Raw genomic sequence first — 17,866 nt, forward strand, 5'->3', positions numbered from 1 at the left:
CTTCGCGGGAGGCTAGCCTGGAGCCATGAAAGCCGAGGCTGTCTCCACACCGCACACGTACCACGGCGAGGGTGTCATCTGGCACAACGACTGGGGCAACGGGCACGCGGCCCTGCGCTACGTCGACATGCTCGCCGGTGACGTCCTCGAACTGCAGGACGACGGCGACGTGCGTCGCTTCCACGTCGGCGACGTCGCGGCAGCGCTGCGCCCCCGCCTCGGCGGCGGCGCGATCGTCGCCACGGAGCGCGGCTTCGCGCTCACACGCTCCGCCGACTTCGACGACATCGAGCGCATCGACGACCTGTGGCCCGCCGATCACGAGCCGCGCACCCGTTTCAACGACGGCGGATGCTCCCCCGACGGTTCCTTCTACATGGGCTCCATGGCCTACGACCAGAGCGAAGGCGCCGCGTCGATGTGGCGCCTCGACCCCAACCACATGCCGTCGCACGTCTTCGGCGACGTGACGATCTCGAACGGCCTGTGCTGGTCGCCGGACGGCACCCTCGCCTACTACAACGACACCCCGACCCGCACGATCCAGGTCTTCGACTGGAACCCCGAGGACGGCCTCGTGAACCCGCGCCCGTTCGTCCGGCTCGAGGACGGCATCGGCTACCCCGACGGTCTCACCGTCGATGCCGAGGGCGGCGTGTGGACGGCACTGTTCGGCGGGTCCGCGGTGCGCCGCTACGACGCCGCCGGCGAGCTCTCCGAGATCGTCGAGGTCGGCCCGTCGCAGGTGACCTGCCCCGCCTTCGGGGGCATCAACCTCGACACTCTCTACATCACGACGTCACGCGAGAACCTGCCCGACGACGCGGAACCCGAGGCGGGCGCGCTCTTCGCCTGCACGCCCGGTGTCATCGGTCTGCCGACGCTCCCCTACGGCGGCTGAGCAGGCCGTCAGCCCGTGGCAGGAGCCGATTCGCGTTTCGGGCTGCAGATGTGTACAGTTCTATCTCGTTGCAACGCGCGATAAGCGCCTCGCAGCCCGCACCCGTAGCTCAACGGATAGAGCATCTGACTACGGATCAGAAGGTTTGGGGTTCGAATCCCTACGGGTGCACTCTGTGTTGAGACAGATGGAAGAGGCCCTCACTTCGGTGAGGGTCTCTTGCTTTGTTCCCGAAACCTCCTACGCCCGGATGTCACACCTCTCCCGGCGAACGGCTCACTTCCGGCGGTAGTTGAACGTAGAATCACCCTGGCTGTCATCGCAGCCACGAAGCGCCTCCCCTCGAGCACCTGCAACGGCCCGCCCCACAAGGCGCGGTCCACGTCAGGATGACGCGTCAGGGTCGGGTGCACGACCACGCCTGATCCTGAAGGACATTTCCATGCGCACGATGCCCGTACTCGCCACTGCCACGATGATGCTCGCCGCCCCGATGCTGGCACCGGCCGCTCAGGCGGCACCCGCCGTGAAGTTCTCGCGCTGGGTCGTCGACCTGCCGGGCACCGACAAGGTGACGGCTGCCAACCTCAACAAGGAGTACATCACCGTCACCAACACGACCGCGAAGACGATCACCATCGGCGGCTACCGCGTTTCGGACAGGGGCTCCAAGCACGTCTACGTCATCCCGAAGGGCTTCAAGCTCGGGGCCAAGAAGTCGGTCGTCATTCGCTCCGGCCAGGGCAAGAACTCCTCGACGACGCTCTACTGGGGCCAGGCTGTCAAGGGCCTCAAGCCGGTGAGCCGCAACAGCTTCGTGTGGAACAACAGCGGTGAAACCGCCACCCTGCGCAACGCTGCCGGCAAGGCCGTCCACGTCTGCACGTACAAGAAGAACAAGAACGGCTCGACATCCTGCTGACCGGATCCGTGACGTGGGCCTGAGCGGTACGACGTTCGTCCTGCTCGGGCTCCTCGTCTGCGCGGGTGCCTTCGTCCAGCGCATTGCCGGGTTCGGCCTGGCCGTCGTCGCGGCGCCATTCGTCGTGACGTTCGCGCCGCAGGTCATGCCGGCGGCGCTTCTGCTCGTCGTCCTGCCCCTGCCTGTCGTCGAGATCCTGCGCAACGGGCGAGACATCCTGTGGCGCCCGTTCGGCTGGGCCATCGGCTTCCGTGCGCTCACCATGCCGCTCGGCGTCTGGGTCGTGGCGCACGCCTCTGGCGACGCCATATCCCTCGGGGTGGCCTTCATGGTGCTCGTCGCAGTGGCCGGATCCCTCACCCGCGTGCGGGTACGCGCCGGGGCCGTGACGTCGTCCGTCGCCGGCGCCCTCACCGGCGTCTCGGCGACGGCTGCGTCGATCGGCGGCCCCTTCTTCAGCCTCGCGCTTCAGGAGGAGCCGCCACAACGCGCACGCTCCACGCTCGCGCCGTTCTTCCTCGTCGGTTCGCTACTTTCACTCACCGGTCTCGTCGTCGGGGGTCAGCTACCTCGCGACGCCTGGACGGCCGGCCTCGGGTGGCTGCCGTTCCTGGCCGTCGGCGCGCTGCTGGCCCAGCCGTTGCGTCACCGTATCGATCAGGCTCGCTTCAAGCGGGTCGTTTTCGCCCTCGCGACGACGAGTGCGTTGGGCGTCATCGCTCGCGTTGCACTGACGTAGCGCTCACCGCACAACCGTGCGGGTATTACCGTCGCGCCGGGTCCAGCCGCGAGCGTCGAGGTGCTCGAGAAGCGGGATGACGACACGGCGGGTCGTGCCGAGAGCCTGACGCGCATCGCTCGTCGTGAACGGCTGCGGCAGCGCCGCGAGCTCACGCATGGCTCGCGCCGGCGCATCCGGCAGCAGGACGATGTCCGCCGGCTGCGCTCGCAGGCGCAGCACGAGTCCCCGCTCGGCCGCGGCAGCGATCTCCCGGGAGCCGAGTTTCCAAGCGGTGAGGTCGTCGGCCTCAGGAGCATCGAAGGGGCTCGCCTGCAGGCGTTCACGGAGCTGGGCCAGGGCGGTGTCCGCTCCGCCCAGGTCACGTCGGTGTTCGGTGCCCCGCACGCGTCCGGCGTCCACGTCGAGGCCGGAGGCCGCGGCCAGCAGATGGACGACGGCGGGGGACGTGTCGAGTTCGCGCGCGAGCGCTGCAACAGCGACACCAGGGCTCAGCGGGTCACGGGCGTCGTCGCTCACGAGTTCGTCGAGTTGCTGCGACCACGCGGTCACCTGCGAGGCCGACACAGCCACGCGGTCGACGATCCCGAAGCCGTCTCCGTTCGGCAGAGCCAGTGGCCAGTCGCCCCAACCCGTCGCTCCGGCGCCTTCGAGCCAGGCGACCGAAACGTGCCCCCGGTCGACGACGAGATCGGACGCGCGGCCGCTCTCCCACACCGCCAACGTCGCGGCGCGGGCGGCTCCAGCACCGCGCCGCTCGAGCGGTGGCGGGTCGAGATCGAGCACGGTGGCGCCTGCGTGGATGCGCGCGGCCGAGTCGTCGCGCACGATGACGCGATCTCCCAGCCGCAGCGGCAGCGGTGATTCGAGCCGCAGTCGGGCGGTCTCGTCGTCGAACGGCCGCACACGGGCAGGCACAGCCGCGGTGCCGACGTGCACGGAGACCTCACGCGAGGACTCCGACCACGCGCAACCCGTCTCACGGCGCACGTCGATCGTCGTGGACTCCAGACCCCCGGCGGGACGAAGCAGCGCGCTGCCGCGGGGAGCGGCGTCCCGGGTGATCCCGCGCAACCCCACAGCGCAACGCGAGACGGGGCCGACCTCGTCACGCGATTCTCCGAGCACCTGGAGAGAGCGGATCGTCGCGCGCTCGCCCGCGACGCTCACCTCGTCCCCCACGCGCAACGTGCCGTGGGCGAGTGTGCCGGTGACGACGGTGCCCGCACCCTTGATCGAGAAGGAGCGGTCGAGCCACATCCGTACCGAGCCTTCACCGTTGAGCGGTGGCATGCCCGCCACGAGGTCGTCGAGGGCCGAACGGAGATCACCGATGCCGTCACCCTGCACGGCGTCCGTCTCGACGACGCGCACGGCGCCGAGGGAGGTCTGCGCGATGTGCTCGAGAGCAGAGCGGCGCACTTCGGCGACGCGGTCGGCGTCGGCGAGGCCGCACCGGGTGAGGACGAGCAGACCCGTCTCGAGCCCGAGTGCGTCGATGGCGTCGAGGTGTTCGCTCGACTGCGCCTGCCACCCCTGATCGGCTGCGACCACGAGCATGACGGCGGGAGCGGGCCCGAGACCGGCCAGCATGTTGCCGATGAACCTTCGGTGGCCCGGCACGTCGACGAAGGCGACGTGCTCACCGCTCGGCAACTCCAGACCCGCGAATCCGAGGTCGATCGTGAGGCCGCGGTGCTTCTCCTCGGCCCACCGGTCGGGGTCGGTGCCGGTGAGCGCCTGAACGAGTGTGCTCTTGCCGTGGTCGACGTGCCCGGCCGTGGCGATGACCCGCATGGTCAATGGCCCACGGCAGCAGCGACGGCGAGAATGGCCTCCCCCACCTCGTCATCGGATTCGCCTGGCACACAGCGAAGGTCGACCAGGGTGCGCCCGCCGTTTGTCCGTGCGACCACGCACGGCTCGCCGAGCCGCAAGGGCTCCGCGAAGCTGTCGGGGAGGGCAACCGCGAGACTCGGCAACGGCACACCGGGGGCCCCACCACCACCGACGCGGGCGTCCACTTCGACGACGTCGCCGCCGACCCGGCGAGCGAGTCGTTCCGTGCGCTCGCGAAGGGTCTCCGGCGTTTCCCGAAGGGCTGTGAGGACGGGCGGGACGGGGCCTCGCAGGGTTGCCTCGAGGGCTGCGAGCGTCAGCTTGTCGGTGCGCACAGCACGAGCGAGAGGATGACGTCGGATGCGCTCGAGCGCGTCGGCGTCGCCGAGCACGAGGCCGGCCTGCGGGCCGCCGAGGAGCTTGTCGCCGCTCGCAGTGACGACGGTGGCACCCTCGTCGAGCCACGTCGCGGCGTCGGGCTCGTCGGGCAGGACCCGTTCGGGCGCGAGTAGGCCGCTGCCGACGTCCGCGACGACGGGCAGGCCCAGTGTCGCGAGTTCAGCAACGCGCGGCACACCGGCGAAACCCTCGACGCGATAGTTGCTCGTGTGCACCTTGAGGATGACCCCTGCGTCCCCCGACGCAGCCTCGTAGTCGCGAAGGTGCGTTCGGTTGGTCGTACCGACCTCGCGCAGACGGATTCCTGCGGACTGGAGGAGGTCGGGCAGACGGAAACCGTCGCCGATCTCGACGAGTTCGCCGCGGCTGACGATGACCTCGCGCCCCTCGGCGAGTGTCAGGCAGGCCAGGAGCAACGCGGCGGCACCATTGTTGACGACGAGGGCGCCCCCCGCTGCGGGGACGCGTTCGCGAAGAGCTTCGAGGGCGCCGCGGCCACGCGGTGCCCGACGTGCTGTGGCGGGGTCGAACTCGACATCGACGTGACCTGCTGCGGCGAGCAGCGCCTCGCGGGCAGCATCGCCGAGGGGCGCGCGACCGATGTTGGTGTGTACGACGACTCCGGTCGCGTTGATGACCCGGCGCAGCGTCGTCGCCGATCCGGGAAGCGCTTCGAGGGCGATGGTCGCCACGGCGTCGGGCGCGAGTTCGCCTGAGCGAGCGCGGCGTTGGGCTTCGACGACAGACGCCTTGACGACGTCGACGCCGAGTCGGCGGACAGCCGAAGCGAAGCGCGCGTCGGCGAGCAGTGCGTCGGTGCGCGGGATGCTGCGGCGCGGGTCGTCACTCACCCGGCCATCCTCTCAGGCGAGCCTGCGAGGAAGCTCGCCGTGTCGCACCAAGACGGGGCCGAGCCCGCGAGGAAGGCCTGTGTCGCACCGAGCCAGAGGCCGAGCCTGCGAGGAAGGCCCGTGTCGCACCGAGCCAGAGGCCGAGCCTGCGAGGCCGCTGGCCGGAAGACGCGGCAAAACAGGCCAGAGCTTTCCGAGCTTGCGAGCAAGGCCCGTGTCGCACCGAGCCAGAGGCCGAGCCTGCGAGGCCGCTGGCCGGAAGACGCGGCAAAAAAACACAGGCCATTTGGGTCTGAGCTTGCGAAGAATCAAATGGCGGAGGTGGACAGGAATCGAACCTGCCAAACCGAGATACTCGGTTTCACCGGTTTTGAGGACCGGGGGGCCCACCAGGAACCCTGACACCTCCGTGCTCAACGGTAGTGAATGTTGGTCCATTCACCAAGCGAACACGCTGTCGCGGGTGGCGGGGTTCGATCGTGCACGACCTGCGGCAGGCGCATCTCAGGCCGCCAGGTTCGCACCGGCCCCGATCACATCCCAGTGAGAGCCGTGCGTAGGGTCGGACCATGGAGCCGATTCGATTGACGCAGTTCGCCTCCGGTGGCGGGTGCGCGTGCAAGATCCCGCCCGGCGAGTTGGAGGAGGCGGTCAAGGGCCTCGTCGGTGAGCCGAACCCGAGCGTCCTCGTCGGGCTCGACGACGGTGATGACGCCGCAGCCGTCCGTGTCGGCGACCAAGCCGTCCTGTCGACTGCCGATTTCTTCACCCCGGTCGTCGACGACCCGTACGACTTCGGGCGCATCGCCGCCACGAATGCGCTGTCGGACATCTACGCCATGGGCGGCACCCCTGTCGTCGCGATCAACCTCGTCGGGTGGCCGCGTGAACGCATCGGCCTCGACGTCATGGCCGAGGTGCTCCGCGGCGGCGCGGACATCGGCCGCGCCGCGAACTGCCCCGTCATCGGTGGGCACTCGATCGACGACCCGGAGCCCAAGTTCGGCATGGCCGTCACCGGCATTGCCGATCCGGCCAAGCTGCTGCGCAACGACGCCGCCGAGGCGGGCCTGCCGATCTCGCTGACGAAACCGCTCGGCTCGGGCGTGCTCAACAACCGTCACAAGCGCACGGGTGAGGTCTTCGCCCAGGCCGTCGACGTGATGACGACGCTCAATCGGGACGCCTCCGTCGCCGCGGTCGACGCCGGCGCGAAGGCCGCCACCGACGTCACGGGGTTCGGCCTGCTCGGCCACCTGTGGAAGATGATGCGCGCTTCGGGCGTGGCGGCGGAGATCGACGCCGCAGCCGTTCCCTACATCGACGGCGCCCGCGAGGCGGCACGTGACGGCTACGTCTCCGGCGGCACACGCCGCAACCTCGATTGGGTGGCCCCGCACATCGAGTCCGAGGTCGACGAGAACGAACTGCTTCTGCTCGCCGACGCCCAGACCTCCGGCGGGCTCCTCGTCATCGGCGAGGTGCCGGGCGCGCCGATCATCGGCCGCACCGTGAAGGGTGAACCTGGCATCCGGGTGCGCTAGGGATCGAGCGCGAAAGTGCTGGTTGTGCGCGAAATATCGTGCACAACCAGCGCTTTTCTCCATCAGTCCCGAAGGACCGGGTGACCGTCCGGCCCCGGCAACGGACGACGTCCGTCGGCCGTGCGCGGACCCGTCGTGATGTTGCCGGTCCCGCCGCGCTCGTCGAGGCGGCGCCGCTGCGGCGCCATCGTGTACTTCGGGTCCTTCGCCGACTCCATTCCCGCTTCGAACACGGCAAAGCGGGTACACACCGAACCGGCGACGAAGCACGCTCCCGAAAGCACCGACGCCACCCGCGAGCGCCGCGCGAACAGCGCCGTCCCGACGGAGCCCGCCACGTTGAGCGCCAGACTCGCCTTGTTGAGCCTTCCGGCCGTTCCGTGGTGCAAGGGTTCGCCGACGCCGTGGGCGTCGAGGTGCTTCTCGAGCCGGTTGAGAGCCACGAGGTCGACGGACGACCCGATGAGCGCGAGTGCACGGGCCGGCCCCGCGTGCGCCACCGGCGTCCACACCATCGCGTTTCCGCTCGCCGCGGCCGACGCCGAGCCGGCGAACACGAACGGCAGGTGATGATGCGACTCGGCCCACGTCGGCGTCGCCGTATTCGACAGCAGCACAGCGGTGTACGTCGCGAGTGGTCCGGCAGCCAGAGCACCGAGGGCAGCGCTCGGCGCCTCGACAAGATCGAGTGCCTCTTCGACGAAGCCGAGAACGCCGGCGCGCCGAGGCGCCACCGCCCCGCGGCGCACACCACCGACCTGGGCAACGGCGTTTTCCGCGCGCCCCACGAGCGAGGCCAACGAACCGCTGTTCTTGCGCGGCAGCAGACGCAGCGCCTCCAACCCGGCGAGCGGCACTGCGCCCCCGGCGAACGCGGAGAAGATCCACGTACCCACCGACATCGGGGAGCTCAGTTTCGCCACCCGCAGCATGTTGTAGAACCGTTCGGGTCGCCCGAGGTCCACGACGAGCGCAGCGCCGCTGACCGCCGTCGCCACTCCGGATGTCAGGCGCGTGACGCGTCGCAAGGGCGCGTTCCCCGTCACGTACGCGCCAGCCGCGAGCAGCTGCGATCCCGCCGCGAGCCCACCGGTGAAGAGGTAGATCGGAATCGGCGCCTCCCACGGCACCGGCTTGACCACGTTGTGCCCGTAGTACGAGTCGAACTCCACGTCCGGCACGAGCGCGCGCTCGCCGCGTCCCTCGCGGCGGTCGTTCAGCCAGTCCGTCGGACGGCGACGCTTGTCACCGCCACCACGGCGGCGGCGTGGACCCTCGGGGTCACGGTAGGAATCGAGCGGGTTGGTCACACGCCACCCCCGACGAACGCGATGGCAGCCGCAGCCGCCATGCCGCCGGCTGCGGCGAGCATCCGCTTGTACGACGACGCGAGGTGTCGCGACGGCGCCACCGGGTCGGGCGGCAACCCGTACACCTCCGGGTCGTCGAGGAGCAGGAACACCGAGCCGGTGCCGCCCACACCGTCGTCACTGCCCGCGCCGTACAGGCGCGCCTCCGTCATGCCGCGGGCGTGAAGCTCGGCCACGCGCTCCTCGGCGAGGCGCGTCATTTCCGACAGCGGCCCGAACTTGATCGACGTCGTGGGGCACGTCTGTGCGCACGCGGGCGTCTGCCCCTCGGTGAGCCGGTCGTAGCAGAGCGTGCACTTCTGTGCGTTGCCGTGGTTGATGACGGCGTCCTTCTCACGACGCTCGACCACGCCGAACGGGCACCCGCCGACGCAATACCCACAGCCGTTGCACACGTCGGCCTGGATGACGACGGTGCCGAACTCGCTGCGGAAGATCGCTCCCGTGGGGCAGTTGTCGAGGCACCCCGCATGGGTGCAGTGCTTGCAGACGTCCGACGACATGAGCCAGCGGAAATCGGGCACGTCGCTACCGGCGGTCGGCGTCAGGCCCTCCGGCGATGACGCCAGGGCGAACACGTCGACGTCGAGCGAGGTCTCAGGCTGCACATCGACCGCGCCACTGGGCGTCTCGGTCGACGCAGCACTGCGCACACTCGGCATACCGAGGTCGACGAGCTTGCGCCCCGACTCACGGGCCGCCGCGATGCGCTCCCCCGACTGCTCGACGAACGCGACGTGACGCCACGTGTCGGAGCCGAGCTCACCCGTGTTGTCGTACGAGTGGCCCGTGAGCCCGTACCCGTCCTCCGGGTTGCGGTTCCACTCCTTGCAAGCCACCTCGCACGCCTTGCAGCCGATGCAGATGGACGTGTCGGTGAAGAAGCCGACCCGCTCCGCGAGCGGCTCGTTCGGGGCCCCGCCCGTGCGCTCCGTCGCCGCACGGGTACCCCACGCGGCTTCCTTGGCCGGGTCGCCCGCGCCGCCGAACTGGCGCGCGACGTAACTCGTCAGTGCGCTCATGCGTTGTCTTCACTCTCCTCGACGTCACCCTGGGCGAGGTCGTTGCCCGTCATGACCGTCGTGCCTGCGCGGCTCTGGTACTCGGCGACGAGCCGTTCCAGCGCTTCCCCCGCGGGGCGCCTGCCGGCACGGATGTCGCACATGCCGATCTTGCCCTCCTGGATCTGAGTGTTGCGATCGAGCACGACGCCAAACAGGTCGTTCGCGGAATCGCCTGCCACCTGGGCGAACTCACTCGAACCCCAGTGATACGGCATGCCGATCGTGTGCACCGTGCGTCCGCCGATGCGTAGCGGTCGCGCTCGCTCCGTGACGAGGACGCGCGCCTCGATCGCGGCACGGGCCGAGACGACGGTAGCCCATCCGCCGTTCTCGAGCCCACGCTCCTGCGCCAGCTGAGGCGAGACCTCGACGAACATCTCCGGCTGCAGTTCCGCGAGGTACGGCAGCCACCGGCTCATGCCGCCGGCGGTGTGGTGCTCGGTCAACCGGTTCACGGTGAACATGAACGGGTAGACGTCGCCGCCGGGCGTGCCGAAACTCGGCGCGTTGAGGTTGTCCTTGCGTTCGAAGACGACGCGCGTCGGGTTGGCCTGCTGTCGGTACAGCGGGTTCGCCAGGGGTGACTCGGCCGGCTCGTAGTGCGCCGGCAGTGGGCCGTCGACGAGGCCGAGCGGCGCATACAGCCAGGCCTTGCCGTCGGCCATCATGATGAACGGGTCGTCGCCGGCGAGGCCGTCAGGCCCGCCGACTCCCTTGTCCGGCCGGTAGGAGGGTGCCGTCGTCGCCGGGAAGTCGGGGATGTCGTGCCCCGCCCAGCGACCGGCCTCCTCGTCCCACCACACGAGCTTCTTGCGCTCGCTCCACGGCTTGCCGTCGCGGTCGGCCGACGCGCGGTTGTACAGCGTGCGCCGGTTCGCCGGCCACGCCCACGCCCACTCGGCGGCCGTCTCGTCCTGCTCGTGCCCGGGCTTGCGTCGCGCTGCCTGGTTGACGCCGTCGGCGTAGACGCCCGCGTACAGCCAGCAGCCGGACGACGTCGAGCCGTCGGCCGCGAGGTCGACGTACGTCGAAAGCGGCTTGCCCTCGGCGTCGGTGCCGTTGATCTCCGCGATGACGGATTCGGGCACCACTTCGCCGTGCTCGTCCTTCGCGTAGTCCCACGTCATGGCCTGCAGCGGCAGGTCGCGCGGGTCATCGGAATCAGCCAGGCGGGCCCGGATGCGCACGCCCACCTCGTGGAAGAAGTCGAGTTCGCTCTGCGCGTCACCCGGCGGGTTGACGGCCTTGTGGCGCCACTGCACGAGGCGCTGCGTCTGGGTGAACGAGCCGGCCTTCTCGACGTGCGTGGCCGCAGGGAAGAAGAACACCTCGGTGTCGATGTCCTCGGTCTTCCACTCGCCGGACGCGATCTCCGGCGCGTCCTTCCAGAACGTGGCCGTTTCGATGAGCTGGAAGTCGCGCACGACGAGCCACTTGAGGTGACGCAGGCCGTTGCGCTGCAGCTTGCCGTTCGCAGACCCGACGGCCGGGTTCTGGCCGAGGACGAAGAACCCCTCGACGTCGCCGTCGATCATGCCCATCATCGACTGGTAGGTGCCGTGCGCACCCGTCAGACGCGGCATGAGGTCGAGTCCGAAGTTGTTCTCGGGCGTCGCGTGCTCGCCGAACCAGGCCTTGAACAGCGAGACGGCGTACGCGTCCGCGTTGGCCCAGTAGCCCTTCGCGTCCTTCGACACGATGGAGTCGACGTAGTCCTCCATCGTCTCGTGTTCCGCGACGCGCGGCATCGGCAGGTAACCCGGCAGCAGGTTGAACAGCGTCGGAATGTCGGTGGACCCCTGGATCGTCGCGTGCCCGCGCAGCGCCATGATGCCCGCGCCGGGGCGTCCGACGTTGCCCATGAGCAGCTGCAGGATGGCCGCCGAGCGGATCATCTGCGCGCCTGAGACGTGCTGGGTCCAGCCGACGGCGTAGGCGAACATCGTGGTGCGTTCGCGCCCGGAGTTCGCGACGAGGGCATCGGCGACGTAGCGGAAGTCCTCCGGCGAGACGCCGCAGACCTCCTCGACGAGCTCGGGTGTGTAGCGCGCGTAGTGACGCTTGAGGATCTGAAAGACCGTGCGGGGATCGGTCAGCGTCTCGTCGCGCAGCACCTCGGCGTGGGCGAGCGAGGGACCGCCGGAACCGTGCGACTCCGCACCACCGGACGCGTGATGCCCGGACGAACCGCTCATCTCGTCGCTCGACGTGCCCTGCTCGCCGGAGGGGTCGGCGTACTGCCACGAGCTCTGATCGTACTGACCCGTCTCGGGGTTGTAGCCGGAGAACAGCCCGTCGAGGTCTTCGGTGTCGACGAAGTCCTCACTGACGAGCGTCGCGGCGTTCGTATACGCGACGACGTAGTCGTGGAAGTACGCGTCCGTCGACAGGACGTGGTTGATGAGCGCACCGAGGAAGACGATGTCGGAGCCACCACGGATGGTGACGTGCTTGTCGGCCACCGCCGAGGTGCGCGTGAAGCGCGGGTCGATGTGGATGACCTTGGCGCCGCGCGCCTTGGCTTCGGTCACCCACTGGAAACCGACGGGGTGACACTCGGCCATGTTCGACCCCTCGATGATGATGAGGTCGGCATTCGCCATGTCCTGCAGTGGATTAGTGGCTCCACCACGCCCAAATGAGGCCCCCAGACTGGGAACCGTAGCGCTGTGTCAAATACGCGCCTGGTTCTCGATCTGTATGGCCCCGGCTGCGGTGAACAGCTTCTTGATGAGGTAGTTCTCCTCGTTGTCGAGCGTCGCTCCGCCCAACGAGGCGATACCCATCGTTCGCCTCAGGAAGTTGCCCTTCTCGTCACGCTCCTGCCAGGTGCGTCGACGCGTGTCGAGGAACCGCTCGACCACCATGTCGATGGCCCTGTCGCGCTCGATCGGCTCGAAGTCGGTGCCGCCGGGCTTGCGGTAGAGCACCTGCTTGATCCGCGAGGGGTTGTTGACGAGCTGCTCGCTCGCCGCACCCTTGGGGCACAGGCGGCCTCGCGAGATGGGGCTGTCCTTGTCGCCCTCGATGGCGACGACCTTTTCGTCCTTGACGAAGACGCGCTGGCCGCAGCCGACGGCGCAGTAGGGGCACACCGACTGGACGCTGCGGTCGGCCGTCGTCGTGCGCGGCTCGAGCGTGCGCGTCTTCTCGCTCGTCACAGACGGGCCGCGGCCGAGGAAGTCACCCGAGCGCACCTGACGCAGGACAGGCCATTCGAGTGGTGAGAACCCCATGTCGGCCCTCCTTCCGCGTCGATGTGTCGCCTTCAGTTTCGACCCTAGCCCCGGGCGGTGACAAGGCCCGGCAGCCACTCAGTTCGAGCGCTGCACGAGGCGGGCGGGAAGCGTCTCGTACCCGCGCAGAATGCGTGTCGGTCGGCGGCCCGCCCCGGGAAGCAACTCGACGTCGAAGCGGTCGAAGAAGGCACGCAGGCCCACCTCCCCCTCCATGCGCGCGAGCGCCGCTCCGAGGCAGAAGTGCCTGCCCGCGGAGAAGGACAGGTGGTCGCGGGCGTTCTCGCGCGCGACGTCGAAGGCGTCGGGGTTGTCGAAGACCTGCGGGTCGCGGTTCGCGCCGGCGAGCACGAGCGTCGTCATCGAGCCCTCACCCACGCGCTGTCCGGCCACCTCGGTGTCTTCGGCCGCCGAGCGGCCGGTGAGCAGTACGGGCGGGTCGTAGCGCAGTGCCTCGTCGACGGCGTTGCCCCAACCGGACGGGTCGGCGCGCAGGCCGGCCAACTGGTCGGGGTGCTCGACGAGCAGCCGGATGGCGTTGCTCAGCAGGTTGACGGTGGTCTCGAACCCGGCGGCGAGCAGGAGGCCGGCGGTGGCCTTGAGTTCACGCTCGCTGAGGTGCCCCTCGTCGTCCGTGGCGTGCAGCAGCGTCGAGAACAGATCGTCGCCGGGGTTGGCGCGCAGGTGGTCGAAGTGCCTACCGAGCCATTCGTCGAACTCGTCGAGGGCGCCGTCGACGGCGCGGAACGTCGACCAGTCGATGCCGAGGTCCAGGCTCGCTGCGGCATGTCCGCCCATGCGCAGGACGTTGGCCCGCTCGCTCTCGGGAACGCCGAGGATCTCCGAGATGACGGCGACCGGCAGCTTCTCGCAGTAGGCGGCGACGAGGTCGACCGGCCCGCCCCTGGCCGCGAGTTCGTCGAGCAGGTCGGCAGCGATTGCCTCCGTCCGCTCGCGCAGCCCCTCGACGGCGCGCGCGGTGAACACCCGCGAGACGAGCTTGCGGTAGCGCGTGTGATCGTCGCCGTCGGTGACGAGCATCGACGGCGGCTCCACGGGGTGCAGGCCCTCGCGCCGTGCCCACTGCACGAGGCGCGAAATCGCCGGGCGGTCGTCACCGGGGAAGCCGGTGCGGAACTGGGTGGAGCTGAGCACCTCCTTGACGACGGCGTGGTCAACGCTGACGTAGGAGAACGTGCTGCGCACGAGCGGGCCCTGCGCGCGGATCTGGCTGAACAGCTCGGCGATCTCCTCGGGCGAGAGGTTCTGGGCCTCGACCGTGAGGCGCGCCTGGAGGTCACCCTTGTCGGCTCCGTCCTTGAGGACGCGGCTCGGCACCGCATGCGTCAGGCCCCAGCGCACGAGGGGCTTCACCCTGTTCGTCACCACGCCACTGACGAGCTCTGCAGTCGTCGTCATCACCGTCACCACCAGATCTCGGAATTTGTGCCGCAGATCACACTACCGACGTAGTGAGTGGCGCGCAGCCAACTCCCCTTTCGGATGGCTCAGGGTTTGCGACCGCTCTCGTACAGCTCGACCGCCTTCTTGTCGCCGGCCCAGAACGCCACGGCGTCCCCCTTGACCGACGGCAGTTTCGGCCGGTTCGCCGGCGACGGCTTCTTGCCCCACGCCGAGCCGACGACGGTGCTCGGGTTCGCCGGGCGCCCCTGGGGGAACGCGACGGCCAGGGCGTTGGCGTACATCGCGGCACGGTAGCGCGAGCCGAGACGGTCGTCGTGGATCCGATCCCCCTCGACCCACTCCTCCTCGCGCTCGGCTCGCCAGTCGTAGAGCCGCAGATTGGGGTAGCGCTTCGTCGCGTCGCGCAGTTGAGCATCCATGTCGCGCATGTACGCGTCGTTGTACGACCCGTTCGTCGCGATCGTCGCAGGCAGGGGCCACAACACGGGCCGCCCCTTCGTCGCCTTCATGACGGTGTCGATGCGCTGGCGGATCTTCATGTTGCTGCCGATGTGGTCGTTAGCCGCGTCGTTCGTGCCGGTGGCGATGACGTAGCAGCCCTTGAACGTCGAGGTGAGCTTCGGCGTCAGCACGTCCATGACGTTGGGCCGGTTCATGAAGCGCTCGAAGACAGACCGGCCGCCGGAGGCGTTGACGTACAGGTTCTTGACGCCGACGTTCGCGAAGCGCGCCTCGAGCCGCTCCGCCCGGTTCGGAATCTGGTCCTGGCTCACCATGCCGACACTCACCGAGTCACCGACGTAGACGACGTCCGTGCACGAGGTCTTTCCGTTGAACGGCTGCGGCGAGGAGTTCGCCGAAGCTCCCGCACTCGACGTCGAGGCCTGCGACTCGCCGTTCCTCGAACCGTCCGATCCACGATCGCCGCTGCAGGCACTCAACCCGAGGACGGAGACGAGGCACAAGGCGGCGGGGGAAGGCTTCATCGCTTCATCATGGCGAAGGTCGGGCGTCACCGCACCTTCTCGACCGCGAGACACGCTCCCGGCGGGTGCCGGCTGCGGTGATTCAATCGGGGCATGACCACGCTGCACCTCATTCGGCACGGACAGACTCCGAACAACGTCGCGGGTGCCCTCGACACCGCACTGCCCGGCGCCGGCCTCACCGATCTCGGCATGCGCCAGGCCGAGGATCTCGTGCGCCGCTTCGACGGCACACCCCTCGATCGCGTCGTCTCCTCAGCGCACCGCCGCGCCGTTCTGACGGCCGCGCCACTCACTCGCGCACGGGCGCTCGAGCCTCTGCAGGACGAGGGCTTCGGCGAAGTGGGGGCCGGCGATCTCGAGATGATGACGACGCACGAGTCACACATGACCTACCTGACGACCGTCTTCGACTGGTCCGAGGGCGAGCTCGACGAGCGGATACCCGGCGGCCCCGACGGCCACTCGGTTCTCGAACGCTACGAGGCCGCCATCGCGCGCGCCGTCGAAGGGCTCGCGGACGACGCAGCGGTCGCCGTCGTCAGCCACGGCGCCGTCATCCGCCTCTGGGCGACGTCGCAGGCGTCCGGCATCACGCCCAAGGACGCCGAGCACAAGCGCCTGCTCAACACCGCGGTCGTGACGCTCGAGGGGCGCCCGGGCGACTGGCGCTTCGTCGGCTGGGACGACCCGAGCCTTGTCGACGAGGGCGCCTCCGACCCCACGGCGGACGCCGAGGACGACGACTGAGGGCTCCCACGCATTCGGGGCCGAGCCACGCGTGAGGCGCTGCTCAGCCCCGAAGCCGATGGGTGCCGCGAAATCAGGAGTTGACGGCGCCCGTCGAGGTCGAGGAGGAAGCCGAACCCTGGCCCGCCGACGGTGACTGCTGCGTCGACCCGCCCTGACCGCGCTCGCCGTGCGGGCTGTGGCCTCCACGCGGACCGTGGGAGTCGAGCGTGACGGTCTTGAAGTCCGCGCTCACCGCGTAGGCAACGCGCTGGCCCGACTTCGTGCCGAGCGCGACGTAGCCACCCTGGGGTGTCTTGAACGCGTGCTCGATGGTGACAGCAGCATCCTTCGCCTTCACGGCGCTCTTGACGCTCGTCAGGGTCGAGCCGGTGACGTCGGCCGGGCGCTGCTTGCCGTCGTGACCACCGGGCCCGCCGTGCCCATCACGCCCACTGGGGCCGCCCGGACCGCCGGTGCGCACCTCGACCGTCTTGAGGTCCTTGCTCACCTCGACCATGACCTTCGCACCGCTCTTCGTGCCCAGCACGTCGTACGAGCCGTCCGGGTCGGCCATGACGCGCTCGATCGAGACCGCGGCATCCTTGGCCTTGACGGCGTTGACGACGTTCGTCTTCGTCGCTCCGGTCACCTCGGTGTGCTTGTGACCGCCGGGGCCGCCCTTGCCCGCGTCACCGGGCTGAGCCTGCGTGCTCGAGGAACTGGACGGCGTGGGAGCCGGCGACTGCGAGTTCGCCAGCGCTGCTCCGGAGACGGCCAGCGTGCCCGCCGCGCCGAGGCCGGCCACGATCTTCGTCGTGTTGTTCAACATCTTCTTCCCTTCTCTCATGAGGAGTTGAGGGCAGCTCGCACAACGCGGGCCACCCCCACCGCCCGAGAGAACGGCCCGCGGCCGTGATGAGGCTGTCAAACGTCCCGTCACCGCGCTGTGAGCGCGCCGTGGGCGACAATGGTCGCCATGAGCAGCATGCGTGATCGCCGTCCCGACCCGACGACGTTGAACGACCTGCCCACCCGCGGCGACCACATCGCGTTCTACCGATTCGTCGCCTTCGACGACGTCGACGCCGCCGTGGCGCGTCTGCGCGCACTCACCCACGGGCTCAGCGGTTCGGTGCTCGTCGCGTCCGAAGGCGTCAACGGGATGCTGGCCGGCACGCCGCAGCAGATCGATGCCTTCCTCGAGACCGCGAGCGCCGACGCGACGGTCGCTCACGCTTTCGACGGCATCGTCGTCAAGCGCACGGCGTTCGAGCGCCCGCCGTTTCGTCGCATGCTCGTCAAGGCAAAGAAGGAGATCGTGCCCCTCGGCGTCGACGGCCTCGACATGCCGAACCGCATGGACGACGTGCACGCGACTGACGTGCCGCCCGAGCAGTGGCGTGAACTCATCCGCCGCGACGATGTCGTCGTCCTCGACAACCGCAACAGCTTCGAATACGGCGCCGGCCGCTTCCGTGACGCCGTCGATCCGGGCGTCGTGAACTTCCGCGACTTCGCCGACTACGTCGAAGACCACGCTGACGAGTGGCGCGAGAACGGCACGAAGATCGCGATGTACTGCACGGGCGGCATCCGCTGTGAGAAGTCGAGCCCCTGGATGCAGGATCTGGGGCTCGAGGTCTTCCAGTTGCAGGGCGGCATCCTCAACTACTTCCAGCAGATGCCGGACGCCGAGCAGGACTGGGACGGTGAGTGTTTCATCTTCGACGAGCGCGTCAGCCTCGACACGAAGCTGCGCGACACCGGCCGCACCCGCGAGGAGATCGACGAGCCGCGCTGACCGGTTGAGCCCGGCGAAAAATCGGGTGCCGACGACGGCGCCCCACTCGTACGGTGG

The 17,866-nt window shown here is 69.2% G+C and carries 14 protein-coding genes and 2 tRNA genes; 7 read left to right on the forward strand and 9 right to left on the reverse strand.

Annotated elements, in window-relative coordinates:
- Positions 1-25: 25 nt before the first annotated feature.
- The 4 genes from IM689_RS01515 to IM689_RS01530 all read left to right on the forward strand — a co-directional run bounded on the left by IM689_RS01515 (position 26) and on the right by IM689_RS01530 (position 2,562).
- Positions 26-901 (forward strand): SMP-30/gluconolactonase/LRE family protein, encoded by an 876-nt coding sequence (locus IM689_RS01515; RefSeq protein ID WP_193642584.1) that lies wholly within the window; start codon positions 26-28, stop codon positions 899-901.
- A gap of 98 nt (positions 902-999) precedes the next feature.
- A tRNA-Arg gene (locus IM689_RS01520) sits at positions 1,000-1,072 on the forward strand.
- 271 nt (positions 1,073-1,343) lie between these two features.
- Positions 1,344-1,823: a lamin tail domain-containing protein gene (locus tag IM689_RS01525; protein WP_193642585.1), complete on the forward strand. Its 480-nt coding sequence runs from the start codon at positions 1,344-1,346 to the stop codon at positions 1,821-1,823.
- Positions 1,824-1,836: 13 nt separating this feature from the next.
- Positions 1,837-2,562, forward strand: coding sequence for a TSUP family transporter (locus IM689_RS01530; protein WP_193642586.1), 726 nt, complete (start codon positions 1,837-1,839; stop codon positions 2,560-2,562).
- A gap of 3 nt (positions 2,563-2,565) precedes the next feature.
- Here the strand turns inward: IM689_RS01530 and selB are convergent, their stop codons facing one another.
- From selB to IM689_RS01545, 3 genes are all read right to left on the reverse strand, one after another.
- Complete coding sequence (gene selB, locus IM689_RS01535) at positions 2,566-4,359, reverse strand: selenocysteine-specific translation elongation factor (protein ID WP_193642587.1); 1,794 nt, start codon at positions 4,357-4,359, stop codon at positions 2,566-2,568.
- A gap of 2 nt (positions 4,360-4,361) precedes the next feature.
- Positions 4,362-5,651 carry an L-seryl-tRNA(Sec) selenium transferase gene (gene selA, locus IM689_RS01540; protein ID WP_193642588.1) on the reverse strand — a complete coding sequence of 430 codons (1,290 nt, stop codon included), beginning with the start codon at positions 5,649-5,651 and terminating at the stop codon, positions 4,362-4,364.
- A gap of 313 nt (positions 5,652-5,964) precedes the next feature.
- A tRNA-Sec gene (locus tag IM689_RS01545) sits at positions 5,965-6,060 on the reverse strand.
- Positions 6,061-6,220: 160 nt separating this feature from the next.
- On the opposite strand from IM689_RS01545, the gene selD reads away from it, so the two are divergent.
- The gene (gene selD / locus IM689_RS01550) at positions 6,221-7,195 is read left to right on the forward strand and encodes a selenide, water dikinase SelD (protein WP_193642589.1); all 975 of its coding nucleotides are present in this window, start codon (positions 6,221-6,223) and stop codon (positions 7,193-7,195) included.
- A gap of 62 nt (positions 7,196-7,257) precedes the next feature.
- Here selD and nrfD read toward each other — a convergent pair whose 3' ends face one another.
- The 5 genes from nrfD to IM689_RS01575 all read right to left on the reverse strand — a co-directional run bounded on the left by nrfD (position 7,258) and on the right by IM689_RS01575 (position 15,276).
- On the reverse strand, positions 7,258-8,505 hold the full coding sequence (nrfD, locus tag IM689_RS01555; protein WP_193642590.1) for an NrfD/PsrC family molybdoenzyme membrane anchor subunit: 1,248 nt from the start codon (positions 8,503-8,505) through the stop codon (positions 7,258-7,260).
- Positions 8,502-9,587: a 4Fe-4S dicluster domain-containing protein gene (locus tag IM689_RS01560; protein WP_193642591.1), complete on the reverse strand. Its 1,086-nt coding sequence runs from the start codon at positions 9,585-9,587 to the stop codon at positions 8,502-8,504. Before IM689_RS01560 ends, nrfD begins: the two co-directional genes overlap by 4 nt.
- A complete protein-coding gene (gene fdh, locus IM689_RS01565) occupies positions 9,584-12,865 on the reverse strand; it encodes a formate dehydrogenase (protein ID WP_193642592.1) in 3,282 nt (1,093 codons plus the stop codon). The genes IM689_RS01560 and fdh overlap by 4 nt, the downstream gene beginning before the upstream one ends.
- A 78-nt stretch (positions 12,866-12,943) precedes the next feature.
- Positions 12,944-14,284 (reverse strand): cytochrome P450, encoded by a 1,341-nt coding sequence (locus IM689_RS01570; protein WP_193642593.1) that lies wholly within the window; start codon positions 14,282-14,284, stop codon positions 12,944-12,946.
- Positions 14,285-14,373: 89 nt separating this feature from the next.
- Positions 14,374-15,276 (reverse strand): SGNH/GDSL hydrolase family protein, encoded by a 903-nt coding sequence (locus IM689_RS01575; protein ID WP_193642594.1) that lies wholly within the window; start codon positions 15,274-15,276, stop codon positions 14,374-14,376.
- 93 nt (positions 15,277-15,369) lie between these two features.
- Here IM689_RS01575 and IM689_RS01580 point away from each other — a divergent pair, with 93 nt between their 5' ends.
- Positions 15,370-16,026: a histidine phosphatase family protein gene (locus IM689_RS01580; protein ID WP_193642595.1), complete on the forward strand. Its 657-nt coding sequence runs from the start codon at positions 15,370-15,372 to the stop codon at positions 16,024-16,026.
- A gap of 73 nt (positions 16,027-16,099) precedes the next feature.
- Here IM689_RS01580 and IM689_RS01585 read toward each other — a convergent pair whose 3' ends face one another.
- Positions 16,100-16,837, reverse strand: coding sequence for a hypothetical protein (locus tag IM689_RS01585; protein ID WP_193642596.1), 738 nt, complete (start codon positions 16,835-16,837; stop codon positions 16,100-16,102).
- Between the two features lie 147 nt (positions 16,838-16,984).
- Here IM689_RS01585 and trhO point away from each other — a divergent pair, with 147 nt between their 5' ends.
- Positions 16,985-17,809 (forward strand): oxygen-dependent tRNA uridine(34) hydroxylase TrhO, encoded by an 825-nt coding sequence (gene trhO, locus IM689_RS01590; protein WP_227484351.1) that lies wholly within the window; start codon positions 16,985-16,987, stop codon positions 17,807-17,809.
- The last annotated feature ends 57 nt before the right edge of the window (positions 17,810-17,866 follow it).

This window comes from Dermacoccus barathri, assembly GCF_015070805.1.
In the GTDB taxonomy this organism is placed as follows: Bacteria; Actinomycetota; Actinomycetes; order Actinomycetales; family Dermatophilaceae; genus Dermacoccus; species Dermacoccus abyssi.